Source organism: Acidovorax sp. (assembly GCF_034519795.1).
Classification (GTDB): Bacteria; Pseudomonadota; Gammaproteobacteria; order Burkholderiales; family Burkholderiaceae_C; genus Acidovorax.
The window spans coordinates 364,464-378,814 of the sequence record NZ_JAXHOB010000001.1 but is presented as its reverse complement, the minus strand read 5'-3'; the positions used below and the strand labels follow the sequence as shown (position 1 = coordinate 378,814).

Below are 14,351 nucleotides of genomic sequence, written 5' to 3'. Positions count from 1 at the left end.
CATCCATTGACGGGTTCACTATGCCCCTGCTGTCATCGAAATGCAATCCCTTACCGCCCCTGCCCGCTGGGTTATGCCCGACGAGGTGCCAGCGGCCCGAAAAGGGCGCACAATGGCTGAGTTGGCGGGGAGCCCCACCTCTTTCGCCACGCGATTCAGGCCTTTGCTGCAGTCGCCGGCGCTGCGCCATGCAGCACCAGCCGCCCCACCACCACGATGGACAGCACGCTGGCAACGATGCCCACCACGGCCGCCATCCAGTAGCCCTGCACCAGGCCCTGTGCATCGCGGCTGATCAGCACCCCTCCCACCAGTGACGCCACCCCCATGGCCGCCGACTGCACCGACGCATTGAGCGTCATGAAGGTGCCGCGCAGTTGCGGATTGGCGGCCGAGGTGATGATGGCCATGCCGGGAATCATGCGCCCGCTCATGAAGGCGAACATCAGCGTGGACACGATCAGCACGGTCCACAGCGGCACCCCATGCACCAGCGTGATGCCCAGCAGGCAGGGCCCGACCGCCAGCGCCAGCCAGCGGAAGGTGGCCACCTTGCCGCGCGCATCCGTCAGGCGCCCGAACAGGCGCGCGGTGAACAGGGTCACCACCCCGCCGCACAGGTAGATCAGCGGCACCTGGTCGGTGCGCACGCCGGCATTGGCCTGCATGTAGATGGTGATGTAGGGGATCACCGTGAAACCGGTGAACATCAGCAGGCCCGAGAACAGGAAGGCCTGCCGGTGGTTGGCGTCCCGGAGCACCTCGGCAATGCCGCCCAGCGCCGTGCGCTGCTGGCCTGCGGCCAGGTGGGCGTTCATCGTGGGCAGCGCACGCGCGGCAAACACCAGCAGCAGCAGGCACATGGCGGCGATGGCGAAGAACGGCATGTGCCAGCCTCCGTACTCGGCGAACACCAGCCCCAGCGGCACCCCGGCCACCGTGGACACCGAGAACGAGGTCATGACGATACCCATGGCGCGCCCGCGCCGTTCGAAGGGGATGACATCGGCCACGATGGTCTGGCACAGGGCCGAGAGCACGCCGCCGAACATGCCGGCCAGCACCCGCGCCACCATCAGCGTGGCATAGGTGGGCGCCAGGCCGCAGGCCAGCGTGGCCAGGCCGAACAGCGCGTACAGCGCCAGCAGCAGCCGCTTGCGGCCAAAGCGGTCGATGTAGGTGGAGGCCAGCAGCCCCGAGACGCCGGCCGAGAGCGTGTACGCCGACACCAGCAGGCCGAACTGCGCGTCGCTGATGGAGAAAATCCGCGTGAGCTGTGGGCCCAGCGGCATCATGATCATGAAATCCAGGATGTGGGTGAACTGCACGCCCGCCAGTGTCAACAGCAGCCACAGTTCGCGGCGGGGAGTGAGGGGATGGGAAGTGGGCACAGGGGGTTGCCGGCAAGGGCATGGTGAAAGCAAGCCCGGCAGTGTGCCGCCCCTCGGGATGCGCCACAAGCCCCTGCCCGACCGGACCGCCCGCCCCGGCGCGTAAAATCGCAGATTGCACAGAATGTGGCCGCGCGGGTGCGCGCCCTCCCCCTTTTCCCCAAGGCCTGCCTGCAGCGGACACCGACTGCCCCACACCGACACCATGACCCAGCCCAGCTCCAACGCCCTGCACACCTCCGCCCTGACCTCGCTGCCGCTGCTGGCGCGCGGCAAGGTGCGCGACAACTACGCCGTGGGCGACGACCGCATCCTGATGGTGGCCAGCGACCGCCTCTCGGCCTTCGACGTGATCATGGGCGAACCCATCCCCGGCAAGGGCGAGTTGCTCACGCAGATGGCGCTGTTCTGGTTCGACAAGCTCGGCCATATCTGCCCCAACCACCTGACGGGCGACGCCCCCGAGAGCGTGGTGACGCCCGCAGAAGCCGAGCAGATCCGCGGCCGGTCGATGCTGGTGCAGCGCCTCAAGCCCATCCCGGTCGAGGCCGTGGTGCGCGGCTACCTGGCCGGCAGCGGCTGGAAGGAATACCAGGAATCGCGCTCGGTCTGTGGCGTGCCGCTGCCCGAGGGCCTGACCAATGCGGCCAAGCTGCCGGCGCCCATCTACACGCCGGCCGCCAAGGCCGCAGCCGGCGAGCACGACGAGAACATCACCTTCGAGCGCACGGTGGAGATGATCGGCCTGCCCCTGGCCACGCAGATCCGCGACCTGAGCATCGCCATCTACCAGGCCGCCGCCGAGATCGCGCTCACCAAGGGCATGATCATTGCCGACACGAAATTCGAGTTCGGCCTGGCGCCCGACGGCACCCTGGTGTTGATGGACGAAGTGCTCACGCCCGACAGCTCGCGCTACTGGCCCGTGGAAGGCTACGAAGCCGCGCTGGCCGCCGGCCAGAACCCGCCGAGCTACGACAAGCAGTTCGTGCGCGACTGGCTGGAGCAGGCCCAGGTCAACGGCAAGCCCTGGGACAAGACCCCGCCCTCGCCGCGCCTGCCGCGCGAGGTGATCGAGAAGACCGCAGCCAAGTACCGCGAGGCGCTGGAACGGTTGATCGGCTGATTTCCCGGTCCCCGCAACGAAAAGGCTCCCGAGGGAGCCTTTTGCGTTGCAGGGTGCCCGTCAGCTGAGCACGACGCTCGACAGGCGGCGGCGGTACGTGGCCACCACCGGGTCATCGGGCGGGATCTGGCCGTCGGCTACCTTGGCCTTGGGCTGCTCGATGATCTCCAGGATGGCGACATAGGTCTTGCGCGCCACCTCTTCACCCCAGGCCTTGTCGCGCATGAGGATCTCGAGCAGCTCGTCCATGGCATCCGTCCAGCGCTGCTCGGTGATGAGCCAGCGCGCCTGCGCCAGGCGGGCGTCGAAGTCGCGCTTGTTGGCCGCGATCTTCGCGTCGAACGCAGCCGTGTCGCCCGCGCCCTCGGTGGTCGCCACGGTATCGATGGCGTCCATCCAGACCTTGAGCGCGGCGATCTTGCGCGAATTCGGGGCCTTGGCGATCACCGGGGCGAAGGCCACCTTGGCGTCGTCGTCGCGGCCCAGTTGCAGCAGCAGCTTGACGTAGTCGAAGCGTGCGTCGTCATTGCCCGGGTCGGTGGCCACGGCGTGCTGCAGCTTCTCCAGCGCGGTGCCGGTATCGCCTTCGGCCAGGGCGTCCAGGGCTTCTTCCTCCTGCTCCTCGGCTTCCAGGACCTCGGCCGTGGGCACATGCTTGTCGAGGAATTCGCGCACCTGGCCTTCGGGCAGGGCGCCCATGAAACCGTCCACGGGCTGGCCGTTCATGAGCAGCACGCAGGTGGGAATGCTGCGGATGCCGAACATGCCGGCGAGCTGCTGCTCCTGGTCGGAATCGATCTTGGCCAGCTTGAAGCGGCCGTCGTACTCGGTCTCCAGCTTCTCCAGCACCGGACCGAGCGACTTGCAGGGGCCACACCAGGGCGCCCAGAAATCCACCAGCACGGGCACGTCCATCGAGGCGGCAATCACCTCGGCTTCAAAATTTTCTACGGTGACATCAATCATGGTCGGGGGCCCAGGGCCGGTGAAGCAAGTTGGCGCTATTTTGGCGCATTGAAACAACCCCGTGGCAGGGGGGCCATCGCAAATCGTAAAATCGGGGGTTCCACCTACAGCACTGCGGCAGACCGGAGTCCGCCGCAGCGCCCCCACACACACCATGAAACCCATCCAGATCGGCGTGGTCATGGGCTCCAGCAGCGACTGGGAGACCATGCAGCATGCAGTGCAGATTCTTGAGCAATTCGGCATTTCCCACGAGGCACGCGTGGTGTCGGCGCACCGCATGCCCGATGACATGTTCGCCTATGCCGAAGCCGCTGTCGGCCGGGGCCTCAAGGCCATCATCGCCGGTGCGGGCGGCGCAGCGCACCTGCCCGGTATGATCGCCGCCAAGACCACCGTGCCCGTGCTGGGCGTGCCCGTGGCCAGCCGCCACCTGCAGGGCGTGGACTCGCTGCACAGCATCGTGCAGATGCCCAAGGGCATCCCCGTGGCGACCTTCGCCATCGGCACGGCTGGTGCCGCCAATGCCGCCCTGTTCGCAGTGGCCTTGCTGGCCAGCGAAAACCCGGAGCTGCGCCAGCGCCTGGAAGCCTTCCGCGCCGAGCAGACCGAGGTCGCCCGCAACATGGCCTTGCCACCGGCTGCTGCATGAGCACACTGACTGCACCTCTCCTGCCGGGCGCCACGCTCGGCGTGCTCGGCGGTGGCCAGTTGGGCCGCATGTTCGTGCACACGGCCCAGGCCATGGGCTATTTCACGGCTGTGCTCGACGCCGATCCGACCAGTCCCGCCGGGCTGGTGAGCCACCACCATATCCAGACCGGCTACGAGGACGCCGCCGGCCTGGCTGAGCTGGCCCGCGTGGCCGATGCCGTGACCACCGAGTTCGAGAACGTGCCCGCCACCGCCCTCGCGGCCCTGGGCGCGCTGCGCCCGGTGTCGCCCGCTGCGGGTGCCGTGGCTGTGGCGCAGGACCGCGCGCAGGAAAAAGCCCATTTCGTGCGCTGCGGCGTGCCCTGCGCCCCCTATGCGGTGATCGAGACGGCCGCGCAACTGGCGGCCGTCCAAGCCGACCTCTTGCCCGGGATCCTCAAGACCGCCCGCATGGGCTACGACGGCAAGGGCCAGGTGCGGGTGAGGACCGCCGCCGAACTCGCGGCCGCCTGGGATTCGGTGGGCCAGGTGGCCTGCGTGCTCGAAAAGATGCTGCCGCTGGCGCTCGAATGCTCGGTCATCGTCGCGCGCGGGGCCGATGGCGCCTGCGTTCACCTGCCGGTGCAGCGCAACCTGCACCGCGACGGCATTCTGGCCGTGACCGAGGTGCATGCCGGCAACCTGCCCGATACCTTGGCGCGCCAGGCCATTGCGGGTGCCATCTCGATTGCCACCGGCCTGTCGTACGTGGGCGTGCTGTGTGTGGAGTTCTTCGTGCTGCAGGACGGCAGCCTGGTGGTCAACGAGATCGCCCCGCGCCCGCACAACAGCGGCCACTACAGCCAGAACGCCTGCGATGTCTCGCAGTTCGAACTGCAGGTGCGCACCATGGCCGGCCTGCCACTCACACAGCCGCGCCAGCACAGCCCGGCCGTCATGCTCAACCTGCTGGGCGACCTGTGGTTCGCCGCCGACGGCAGCGGGCAGACCCCACCCTGGGCTGAAATCCTGGCCCTGCCCGGCACCCATCTGCACCTGTACGGCAAGCGCGACGCCAAGCCCGGACGCAAGATGGGGCACCTGAACATCACGGCCGACAGCGCCGATGCGGCACGCGCCACCGCCCTCAAGGCGGCTGCCCTGCTGGGCATTGCGGCGTTCTGAACCGGCCCCGGACCGCATGCCATGATTCTTGACGGCACCCAGCCCGAATCCATCGCCGCTGCCGCCCGTGCGGTGCGCAGTGGCGCCCTGCTGGGCCTGCCCACCGAAACGGTGTATGGCCTCGCGGCAGATGCCAGCAGCGATGCCGCCGTGGCCCAGATCTTTGCGGCCAAGGGCCGGCCCAGCGACCACCCGCTGATCGTGCATGTGGCAGATGCCTCGGGCATTGCCCATTTCGCCAGCGAGGTGCCGGCCTTTGCGCAGGCCCTGGTCGACGCATTCTGGCCCGGGCCGCTGACCATCATCCTGCCGCGCCGCCCCGGCGTGGCAACGGCCGCCACCGGTGGCCAGGACAGCGTGGGCCTGCGTTGCCCGGCCCATCCCGTGGCACATGCCTTGCTGGCCGCGTGTGCGGCCCCCGGCGATGGTGGCGAACTTGGTGGCCCGCCCGTATGGGGCGTGGCAGCGCCCAGCGCCAACCGCTTCGGCCGCGTGAGCCCCACCACCGCCCGGCATGTCGCCGACGAGCTGGGGGAGGACTTGCTGGTGCTCGACGGCGGCCCCTGCGGGGTGGGGATCGAGTCGACCATCGTCGACTGCACGCGTGGCACGCCGGTGCTGCTGCGCCCGGGGGCCATCGCGCGCGCGCAGATCACCCGCGCCTGCGGCATCGCTCCGCTGTCCAAGGAAGACCTGCCCGAGCACACGCCGCGCGCCTCGGGCACGCTGGAAGCCCACTACGCCCCCAACGCCAAGGTGCGGCTGATGGATGCCAAGGCCCTGCAGACAGGCCTGGACCTGCTCGGCGCCGATGCCGCCCACATGGCCATCTATGCCCGCGCGGCGCTGCGCACGCGCTCGTCCAGGCTGCTCATGCGCCGCATGCCCGATGATGCGTCTGCCACGGCCCAGCAGCTGTTTGCCGTGCTGCGCAGCTTCGACGATGCCGGGGTCAAGCTGATCTGGATCGAAGCTCCGCCTCCCACCCCGGAATGGGAGGGCGTGCGCGACCGCCTGCAGCGCGCTGCGGCAGCCTGAGTACCAATATGGCCGCACTGTGACAATGCTTTACATGGCTTGACATGGCGTCGTTAAACTAACCCCCCATTTTCTGGAGAAATACATGGCAGCAAATTGGATGCGCCGCACCGTACTGGTGGCCGCATGCGCGTCGGCCACACTGCTTGCGGCCTGCGGTTCGAGCACGACGGAGTCGGCTTTCAACCCTGAACGCCTGGTGGCCTTTGGCGACGCTTACAACGACATCGGCCAGAAGGGAACGCGCTACTCGGTCAACGATGGCAGCGTGAACAACTGGACGCTGCAGATCGCATCGCGTTACGGCAAGACCCTGGCCGCATCGTCCGCTGCTGGCGGCCGCAGCTACGCCGTGGGCAACGCGCGCGTGGCGATCAAGCCCGATGCCGCCGGCGTGGCGACCACGCCCACGGTAACGGAGCAGATCGACGCCTTCCTGGCCGCCGGCGGCGTTGCCACGAACGACCTGATCGTCATCAACGGGGGCCCGAGCGATGTGATCGCCGGCATGGCCGCCGTGACGGCCGGCACCCAGAGCACCACCGACATGGTGGCTGCTGCGCGCAAGGCTGGGCAGGACCTGGCCACCCAGGTGCGCCGCCTGGTCGCCGCGGGCGCCAAGAACGTGGTCGTCACCGGCACCTATGACCTGGGCAAGACGCCCTGGGCCAAGACCATCAACCGCGAAGCCCTGCTCAGCGATGCCAGCAGCCGTTTCAACGAAGGCCTGCTGGTGAGCATTGTCGACCTCGGTGCCAATGTACTCTACGTGGACTCGGCCTACTATGTGAACCTGTATGTCGGCACCCCTGCCAACTACGGTTTCAACAACGCCACCACGCCCGTGTGCACCTCGCTGGACACCACCAACGGCATCGGCATCGGCGCCGGCCAGGTCAACTCGGCCCTGTGCACGACCTCGACCCTCCTCACGGGTGCCAACCAGGATGCCTACGTGTTCGCCGACAGCGTCTACCTGACGCCCAACGCCCACCGCCAGTTCGGCAACTACGCCTACGACCGCCTGCGCGCGCGCTGGTAAGCGGGTTTCTGCCGGGCCTGGCCCACAAAAAAGGCCGACCCATGGGGTCAATGCCAGTCAGTTAAGCACCCAGGCCGTTAAGCCCCCAGGCCAACTGATGCAGTAAAAAGGTAACGTGTTCAACACGTTCCCTTTTTTGCTTGATGAGCCTGCTTCGGCGCGCACTGCGCGATACCTTGCCCCGAGTTCCAGATCGGCTTGACGAGCTCAGCGCGTTGATAGACCCCGCCTGGATCGAGCAGGCGCTGGCAGCCAGCGGCAAAGCCTCGATCAGGCGACGCAAGCTGCCTGCCGAGCACGCCGTGTGGCTGGTGATCGGACTGGCACTGTTTCGCGATCGGCCACTCTGGCAGGTAGTGCAGCAGTTGGACTTGAGCCTGGATGGGCAAGCACTTCCCGCGCCGAGAGCCAGCGTGCAGGTCCGCCAGCGCTTGGGAGAGGCCCCCCTGGCTGAGCTGTTCTCTTTGCTGACCCAAGCCTGGAGTCGCCCAGTGGCGAATGCAAAGCAGCCCCTGCGCGTGCTGGCCGTGGATGGTGTGGTCTGGTCAGCCCCGGACACGCCCGAGAATCGCGCGCAACTGGGCAGCAGCAGCAACCAGCATGGCCCCTCGCCCTGGCCGCAGATCCGCGCCACCTGCTTGATGGATACCCACAGCGCAGCTTCCCCAGGGTTGTCAAAAATCGTGCTCCCAAATTCCCAACGAAAAAAAATGCCAGTCAGGGTTAACTGACTGGCATTGGACCCGGAGGTCGGCTTTGGCCGTTGGCGCAGCGGCTCGCTTACTTCACGATGATGTCGAACGCAGCACGCGCCTGGGCGTGGCAGAACGGTGGCTCATAGGTGCCGTGGTAGGCACCATAGTAGGTGGCAAAGGCCGCGGAAGTCGGGTCGGTAGGCGCTGCGCCACCGGGGCCGAAGGCGGTCTGGATGGCACCGTCCACATCCACCGAGATCACGTTGGTCACGCCGCGTGCGGCGAAATCGGCGGCCATCACGCGCTGGTGCACGGCAGGTGGCACCGTGGGATCGCCCGAGCCACCGCACAGCAGCACGCGCGACTTGGGCGTCCAGCCCAGAAGGTCGTTCTTCTGCGCTGCCAGATAGAGTGGATCGTTCGCATTCGTCTGGCTGCTGGCAATGAAGGCCGGCTGGAACAGCGCATCGCGCGCCTGGTTGGGTGTGCCGGCCGGCAAGGTGCCCGAGGTCACCAGCGTGGTGTAGTTCATCGTCGGGTTGGGCAGCAGGGTCTCGATGTAGTTCGAGTACGGCGCCTTGAAGGCCAGCTTCACGTCGCTGTAGATGTTGCCGTAGACCTTCTGCCAGGCCGTCACGAGGTAGGGCACGAAGAACTGCACGCCCGCGATCGCATCGGGGATGCGCAGCGAACCCGACAGGTTGTAGGGTCCTGCCAGGTGGGCACCAGCCGCCACGTCGAACTCGTTGCCGTAGTCACGCTCGGCGGCACGGTGGGCGGCCATGGACGCATGCCCCCCCTGCGAGTACCCGGTGAACAGAATGCGGCCCGACAGGTTGCCCCCCACCGAAGCGGCGGCCTTGCGCGCAGCGCGCACCGAGTCGATCACCGAGGTGGCTTCCGAATCGGCATGCAGGTAGGGGTGGTAGCTGTAGCCCGACTTGGCAAACCCAAGGTAGTCGGTGGCCACCACGGCATAGCCCTGCGAGGCGTACATCGCGGCCAGCAGGAAGGTCTCGCTGTCCTGTGGGTTGGCCAGGGTGCGCGGCTTTTGCACGTCGGTGCCCTTGGCGTAGGCCAGCAGGGCGGTCTTTTCCGTGCTGCAACTGCCCGCGGGCACCAGCATCACGCCCGAGGCGTTGGTGAGCTCGCCGGCCTTGACGCCTGCCGTGTAGTAGTTGATCGCCACCACCTTCACATCGCAGCGTGCCTTGCCGGCAATGGCACGCAAGCCGCTGGACGTGGTGCCCGCGTCGATCTGGTCGGCGGTGAGCGTGGTCAGGACGGTGGGGATCTCCACCAGGTCCCCGCGTCCGTGGTCGTCGGAGCCACCGCAGGCGGCAAGCAGGGCCGCTACCGCGGCGACACAGGTCAGGCGAAAATACTTCATGGGCGCATCCTCCGGTCTATAGGTATGTGGTTTGGTCGGTTGATCGTAACGCCGCATCGTGCGCGCACCAGCGCCAGAGCCGCCATTAGGGAATACGAGGACCTGCGGACGCCTGGGCGACACGGGTTCGTGCCCCAAGCCGTCGCCTACTGGTCGCGCGCGGCCCAGTCGGTCAGCGCATCGAGCACCGGGCGGGCGGCACCGGCATTGGCATGGTTGACCATGGCCACCAGCACGTAGCGCCGTCCGCTGGCGCCGTGCACATAGCCGGCAATGGCCATCACATCGCGCAGGCTGCCGGTCTTGAGGTGGGCCGCGCCCCGGGCCTGGCTGCGGCGCAGGGTGCCATCCACGCCAGCGATGGGCAGGGAGGACACCAGCTCGGGCATCACTGGCGAAGCCCAGGCCGATTGGAGCATGCGCGCCAGGCCCTGGGCCGTGATGCGCGCATCGCGGGACAGGCCCGCGCCGTTGTCGGCCACAGGTTGGTCGGTATCGCCAAAGCGCAGTTGCCACCAGCGGCGCAGGGCCTCGCGCGCCCCGTCGAAGGTGGCCGGCGTCCCCTTCGTCCCCAGGGCCAGCGTGAGAAACACCTGCTGTGCCATGACGTTGTTGCTGTACTTGTTCACGTCGCGCACCACCTCGGCCAGCGCGGGCGAGGAGGCCACGAAGGCGGGCTTCAGGCCAGCCGGCACCTTGCCGTCGCGCACGCTGCCCGTGAGCTTGCCGCCCAGCTCGCGCCACATGCCCTCCAGCGCGCGCGCCGCAAAGCCGCGCGGGTCCGACGGCGCAATCGGCCACACGCGCTCACCGCAACTGGCCGGGAACACGCCCTGGAAGGCGATGCGCGCGGGGTCGGCCAATTCCGCCTTCAAGGCGCCGCGCCAGTCGCCGCAGTCCGCCCCAGGCGCGGCCAGCGCCACGGAAGTCTGGCGCTGCACGCCGGCCATCGGGGGGTCGTACTGGATGCGCGCCAGACCGGCGGCGGCATCGGGCACGAAGGTCATGACCTGGGACTTGTAGTTCACCAGCAGCGCATCGGGCGAGGCGTTGTAGGGCCGCAGGGGCTCATTGTCGAAGCTGCCGGGGTCCTGCTCGGGCACGTCGAAGGCCGTGCGGTCGAGCACGATGTCACCCACGATGACCTGGATGCCCTGGCCCTGCAGGCGGCGCAGCAGCAGCCACAGCCGCTCCATCACCAGCTTGGGATCGCCCTGGCCCTGGATGTAGACGTTGCCGCGCAGGCTGCCGTCCTGCACCGTGCCCTGCACGTAGACGGGAGTGTTCCAGGCATAGGCCGGGCCCAACTGATCGAGCGCCGCGTAGGTGGTGACCAGCTTCATCACCGAGGCCGGGTTCATCGGCACCTGGGCGCGGTGCGCTAGGCGCGCGGCCTGGCGCGGGCCGCCCTGGGCATCGACCACCAGCACCGAGAGCGCCTCGCGTGGCAGGCGGGCACGGGAGAGCGCGGCCTCCACCTCGGGCGGCAGCGGCGAAGGGCTGGGCACCTGGGCCTGGGCACCGGGAAGCGCCAGGCCCCACAGCAGCGCCAACGGGGCGGCAAGGCGCCACGCTGGCGCAAAGAATGGCAGGGGCAGGCAGGTCAACGGGCGTACGGACAGCATGGACGGGGAGTCTATCGCCCCCCACCGGCACGGCCTGCCCGGCGCGCCGATAATCCCCGGATGCGCTTTTCTCCCCGCGCCATGGGCCTGCTGGCGGCCCTGGTGACCGTCACCCTCTGGACCAGCTTCATCGTGATCGCCCGCGCCTCGGCCCAGCGCAGCCTCACGCCCCTGGACATCACGCTGCTGCGCATCGTCGGCGCCAGCGTGGTGCTGCTGCCCTGGGGCTGGTGGCTGGTGCGCCGGCGCCGTGCGCTGCTGGGCGCCAGTGCCCCCGCCTCCAGCCTGGGCGGCATCTCGCCGCTGCCGCTGTCCACCACGGCCCTGCTGGGCGTCTTCGGCGGGGTGCTGTACGCCGTGCTGGCCTACGCCGGCTTTTTCCACGCCCCGGCCACCCATGCCGCCGTGCTCATGCCCGGCAGCCTGCCGCTGTGGACGGCGCTGCTGGCCGTGCTCGTGCTGCACGACCGCATCACGCCCTTGCGCGCCATGGGCCTGGCGCTCATCGTGGCCGGCGACCTGCTGGTGGGCGGGCGCAGCCTGCTGGCCGGCTTTGCGGGCGGCGATGTGTGGAAGGGCGACGTGCTCTTCATGCTGGCGGCCGCGAGCTGGGCCGCCTACAGCGTGCAGGCGCGGCGCCTGGCCGTCGATGCGGTGCAGGCCACCATCGCCATCACCGCCTTCGCGCTGCTGGTGTACGCACCCGTGTACGCGGTGCTGCTGGCGCTGGGCGCGGTCACCAGCCACCTGGGGTTGGCGCCGTGGAGCGAAATCCTCTTCCAGCTGATCTTCCAGGGCGGCGGCTCGGTGGTCATCTCGGGGATTGCGTTCACGCGCATGATCCAGCACTACGGCCCCGTGCGCAGCACCATGATCACGGCGCTGGTGCCCGGGCTGTCGGCCATCGGCGCGGTGCTGCTCCTGGACGAACCCATGCACTGGAACCTGGGCGCGGGCCTGGCGCTCGTGACCACGGGTATCCTGCTGGGCGTGCTGCGCAAGAGCCCCGCGCCCGCCTCTGTGCCGACCGCCGCCCCAAAATCCGCAGCCTGATTTCCCCGCCTGCCACCGCCATGAACCTGCTTGCCTTCGATACCAGCACCGATACCCTGTCCATTGCAGTGCAGCACGGGGACGCGGTGCGCGAGCACACGGGCCCTGGCGGCGCACTGGCCTCGTCCACGCTGATCCCGGCCATCAACCGCCTGCTGGCAGAGGCCGGCCTGTCGTTCGCCACGCTGGACGCCATCGTCTTCGGCCGGGGCCCAGGCTCCTTCACCGGTCTGCGCACCGCCTGCGCCGTGGCCCAGGGACTGGCCTTCGGCGCCCGCGGCGGTGCGGGCGTGCCCGTGCTGCCGGTGGACACCTTGCTGGCCGTGGCCGAAGAGGCCCGCCACCAGCATGGCTGCACGCAGGTGGTGGCCGTGCTCGACGCGCGCATGGACGAGGTCTACAGCGCCCGCTGCGAATGGCGGCCCACCGAGAGCCGCTGGCTGGCCGATGCCGACTTCGGCCTGGGCGCGCCCGATGCCGTGCAAGTGCCAGCCGGCTGGAGCGTGGCCGGCAATGCGCAGGCCCCCTATGGAGAGCGCCTGGCGCCCCTGGCCAAGCATGTGCGGGCCCTGCCCACGGCCACCGCGCTGCTGCGCCTGGCGCCGGCCCTGCTGGCCGCAGGGGAGGCCGTGCCCGCCAGCGATGCCCTGCCGCGCTACATCCGCGATAAAGTGGCGAAAACCACGGCCGAGCGGGACGCGTTGCGCGCTGCCCAGGCGGCCGCTACGACCAACCCCTGAACCAACGACTTTCGCCATGAGCGCCGTACCCACCCCGTCTGCGGATGCCCCCGAGGCGCGACTGCAAGCCCTCACGCTGTCCCAGCTCGACGCCGTGCTGGAGGTGGAGCAGCGCGCCTACACCCACCCCTGGACGCGGGGCAACTTCATCGACGCCATGGCCTCGCGCTACGAGTGCCAGTTGCTGATGGGCGGCGACCAGTTGCTGGGCTACTTCGTGGCCATGATGGGGGTGGACGAAGTGCACCTGCTGAACCTCACCGTCACGCCCGAGTTCCAGCGCCAGGGCTGGGCCCGCGTGCTGCTGGACGCGCTGGCCCTGTGGTCGCGCGGCAAGGGTGCCCAGTGGCTGTGGCTGGAGGTGCGTGTGAGCAACCAGCGCGCCCAGCAGATCTATGAAACCCATGGCTTTCGCCGCGTGGGTGAGCGCAAGCGCTACTACCCGGCCCACCATGGCCTGCGCGAAGACGCGGTGGTCATGAGCCTGCCATTGTGAGAACCACCCCATGAGCCTTTCCCTCGATGCGCGCCAGCGCGCCATGCTGCAGGAGATGGGGGTGACCGTGTGGGCCCCCGGTGAAGCCACTGCGGCCCCGCCCGCCGTTGCCTCCGTGGCTGCGCCGGCCGCCCGGGCCGTGCCCGCCCACGACGGAGCAGTGGCCACGGCGCTACGGCCGGCCCCGCAGTCGCCGGCGCCCGCCGCACCGCAGCCAGCGCAGGCGCACGCCCCCGCACCGGCAGCGCCACGCGCAACCGCAGCCAGCACACCGGTGCCCCAGGCCGCTGTAGCAGCGGCCACCGGCCTCTCGCTCCACACACCCCAGGCGCTGTATCCCACGGCAGACCCGGCGCGCACGCCGGCAGGCCTGGGCGGCGGCTGGCTCATCGTGGCCGAAATCCCCCAGCCCGCCGAGCCACTGTCGGGTGATGCCGGCAAGCTGCTGGACAACATGCTGCGCGCCATGCAGCTGCACCGCCACCCGCGGGTGTTCCTTGCGGCGCTGCAGCGCATTGCGCCTGGCGGCCACGGCGGTGATGCCGACGTGGCCGGGCAGTTGTCCGAAGCCGTCACCGTGCTGCAACCGGCCATGGTGCTGGTGCTGGGCCATGTGGCCGCCCGGGCCGCTCTGGCCAGCACCGAGCCCCTGGGCCGCCTGCGCGCGGGGCCGCACACGCTGGCGGGCTGCCCGGCCGTGGTCACCTACGACCCGGCTTTCCTGCTGCGCTCGCAGGACAACAAGGCCGCCGCCTGGGCCGATCTGTGCCGGGCGCTGGCCACCGTGCGCGCAACCACCCCAGCAGCCTGAGGCGCAACCAGGCCCGGTGCTGTCACAGACACGCCTGCGGCCCAATGCGATAATCCGCCGCTTGCACTTTTGACGGAGAACGCTCCTTGGAAACCTACCCGAGTTGGTAGCTTTCAGCTCCCCGGCCTGCCGTGGGGTTGAAAGCAACCCCTGACCCCCC

Annotated in this window: 14 protein-coding genes; 10 read left to right on the top strand and 4 right to left on the bottom strand. The window is 69.0% G+C overall.

Annotated elements, in window-relative coordinates:
* Positions 1-155 precede the first annotated feature (155 nt).
* A complete protein-coding gene (locus tag U5N23_RS01780) occupies positions 156-1,391 on the bottom strand; it encodes an MFS transporter (protein ID WP_322591161.1) in 1,236 nt (411 codons plus the stop codon).
* Positions 1,392-1,596: 205 nt separating this feature from the next.
* On the opposite strand from U5N23_RS01780, the gene U5N23_RS01775 reads away from it, so the two are divergent.
* The gene (locus tag U5N23_RS01775) at positions 1,597-2,517 is read left to right on the top strand and encodes a phosphoribosylaminoimidazolesuccinocarboxamide synthase (RefSeq protein ID WP_322591160.1); all 921 of its coding nucleotides are present in this window, start codon (positions 1,597-1,599) and stop codon (positions 2,515-2,517) included.
* A gap of 60 nt (positions 2,518-2,577) precedes the next feature.
* Here the strand turns inward: U5N23_RS01775 and trxA are convergent, their stop codons facing one another.
* Complete coding sequence (trxA, locus tag U5N23_RS01770; RefSeq protein WP_322591159.1) at positions 2,578-3,483, bottom strand: thioredoxin; 906 nt, start codon at positions 3,481-3,483, stop codon at positions 2,578-2,580.
* A 154-nt stretch (positions 3,484-3,637) separates the two neighbouring features.
* On the opposite strand from trxA, the gene purE reads away from it, so the two are divergent.
* The 5 genes from purE (at position 3,638) to U5N23_RS01745 (ending at position 8,112) form a co-directional block, all read left to right on the top strand.
* The gene (gene purE / locus U5N23_RS01765; protein WP_322591158.1) at positions 3,638-4,135 is read left to right on the top strand and encodes a 5-(carboxyamino)imidazole ribonucleotide mutase; all 498 of its coding nucleotides are present in this window, start codon (positions 3,638-3,640) and stop codon (positions 4,133-4,135) included.
* Complete coding sequence (locus U5N23_RS01760; protein WP_322591157.1) at positions 4,132-5,301, top strand: 5-(carboxyamino)imidazole ribonucleotide synthase; 1,170 nt, start codon at positions 4,132-4,134, stop codon at positions 5,299-5,301. Before purE ends, U5N23_RS01760 begins: the two co-directional genes overlap by 4 nt.
* Positions 5,302-5,322: 21 nt before the next feature.
* Positions 5,323-6,339 (top strand): L-threonylcarbamoyladenylate synthase, encoded by a 1,017-nt coding sequence (locus U5N23_RS01755; protein WP_322591156.1) that lies wholly within the window; start codon positions 5,323-5,325, stop codon positions 6,337-6,339.
* 85 nt (positions 6,340-6,424) lie between these two features.
* Positions 6,425-7,381 (top strand): SGNH/GDSL hydrolase family protein, encoded by a 957-nt coding sequence (locus U5N23_RS01750; RefSeq protein WP_322591155.1) that lies wholly within the window; start codon positions 6,425-6,427, stop codon positions 7,379-7,381.
* Between the two features lie 143 nt (positions 7,382-7,524).
* Entirely contained in the window at positions 7,525-8,112 is a 588-nt protein-coding gene (locus U5N23_RS01745) for a transposase domain-containing protein (RefSeq protein WP_322591154.1), read from the top strand.
* A gap of 49 nt (positions 8,113-8,161) precedes the next feature.
* On the opposite strand, the gene U5N23_RS01740 is transcribed toward U5N23_RS01745, so the two are convergent.
* Positions 8,162-9,466: a lipase family protein gene (locus U5N23_RS01740; RefSeq protein ID WP_322591153.1), complete on the bottom strand. Its 1,305-nt coding sequence runs from the start codon at positions 9,464-9,466 to the stop codon at positions 8,162-8,164.
* 146 nt (positions 9,467-9,612) lie between these two features.
* Positions 9,613-11,091 carry a D-alanyl-D-alanine carboxypeptidase/D-alanyl-D-alanine-endopeptidase gene (dacB, locus tag U5N23_RS01735; protein ID WP_322591152.1) on the bottom strand — a complete coding sequence of 493 codons (1,479 nt, stop codon included), beginning with the start codon at positions 11,089-11,091 and terminating at the stop codon, positions 9,613-9,615.
* A gap of 60 nt (positions 11,092-11,151) precedes the next feature.
* Here dacB and U5N23_RS01730 point away from each other — a divergent pair, with 60 nt between their 5' ends.
* The 4 genes from U5N23_RS01730 to U5N23_RS01715 are packed head-to-tail and all read left to right on the top strand — an operon-like array spanning position 11,152 to position 14,191.
* Positions 11,152-12,144: a DMT family transporter gene (locus U5N23_RS01730; RefSeq protein WP_322591151.1), complete on the top strand. Its 993-nt coding sequence runs from the start codon at positions 11,152-11,154 to the stop codon at positions 12,142-12,144.
* A gap of 20 nt (positions 12,145-12,164) precedes the next feature.
* Entirely contained in the window at positions 12,165-12,884 is a 720-nt protein-coding gene (gene tsaB, locus U5N23_RS01725) for a tRNA (adenosine(37)-N6)-threonylcarbamoyltransferase complex dimerization subunit type 1 TsaB (protein ID WP_322591150.1), read from the top strand.
* 16 nt (positions 12,885-12,900) lie between these two features.
* Positions 12,901-13,380: a ribosomal protein S18-alanine N-acetyltransferase gene (rimI, locus tag U5N23_RS01720; protein ID WP_322591149.1), complete on the top strand. Its 480-nt coding sequence runs from the start codon at positions 12,901-12,903 to the stop codon at positions 13,378-13,380.
* A 10-nt stretch (positions 13,381-13,390) separates the two neighbouring features.
* A complete protein-coding gene (locus U5N23_RS01715; RefSeq protein WP_322591148.1) occupies positions 13,391-14,191 on the top strand; it encodes a uracil-DNA glycosylase family protein in 801 nt (266 codons plus the stop codon).
* Positions 14,192-14,351 lie beyond the last annotated feature (160 nt).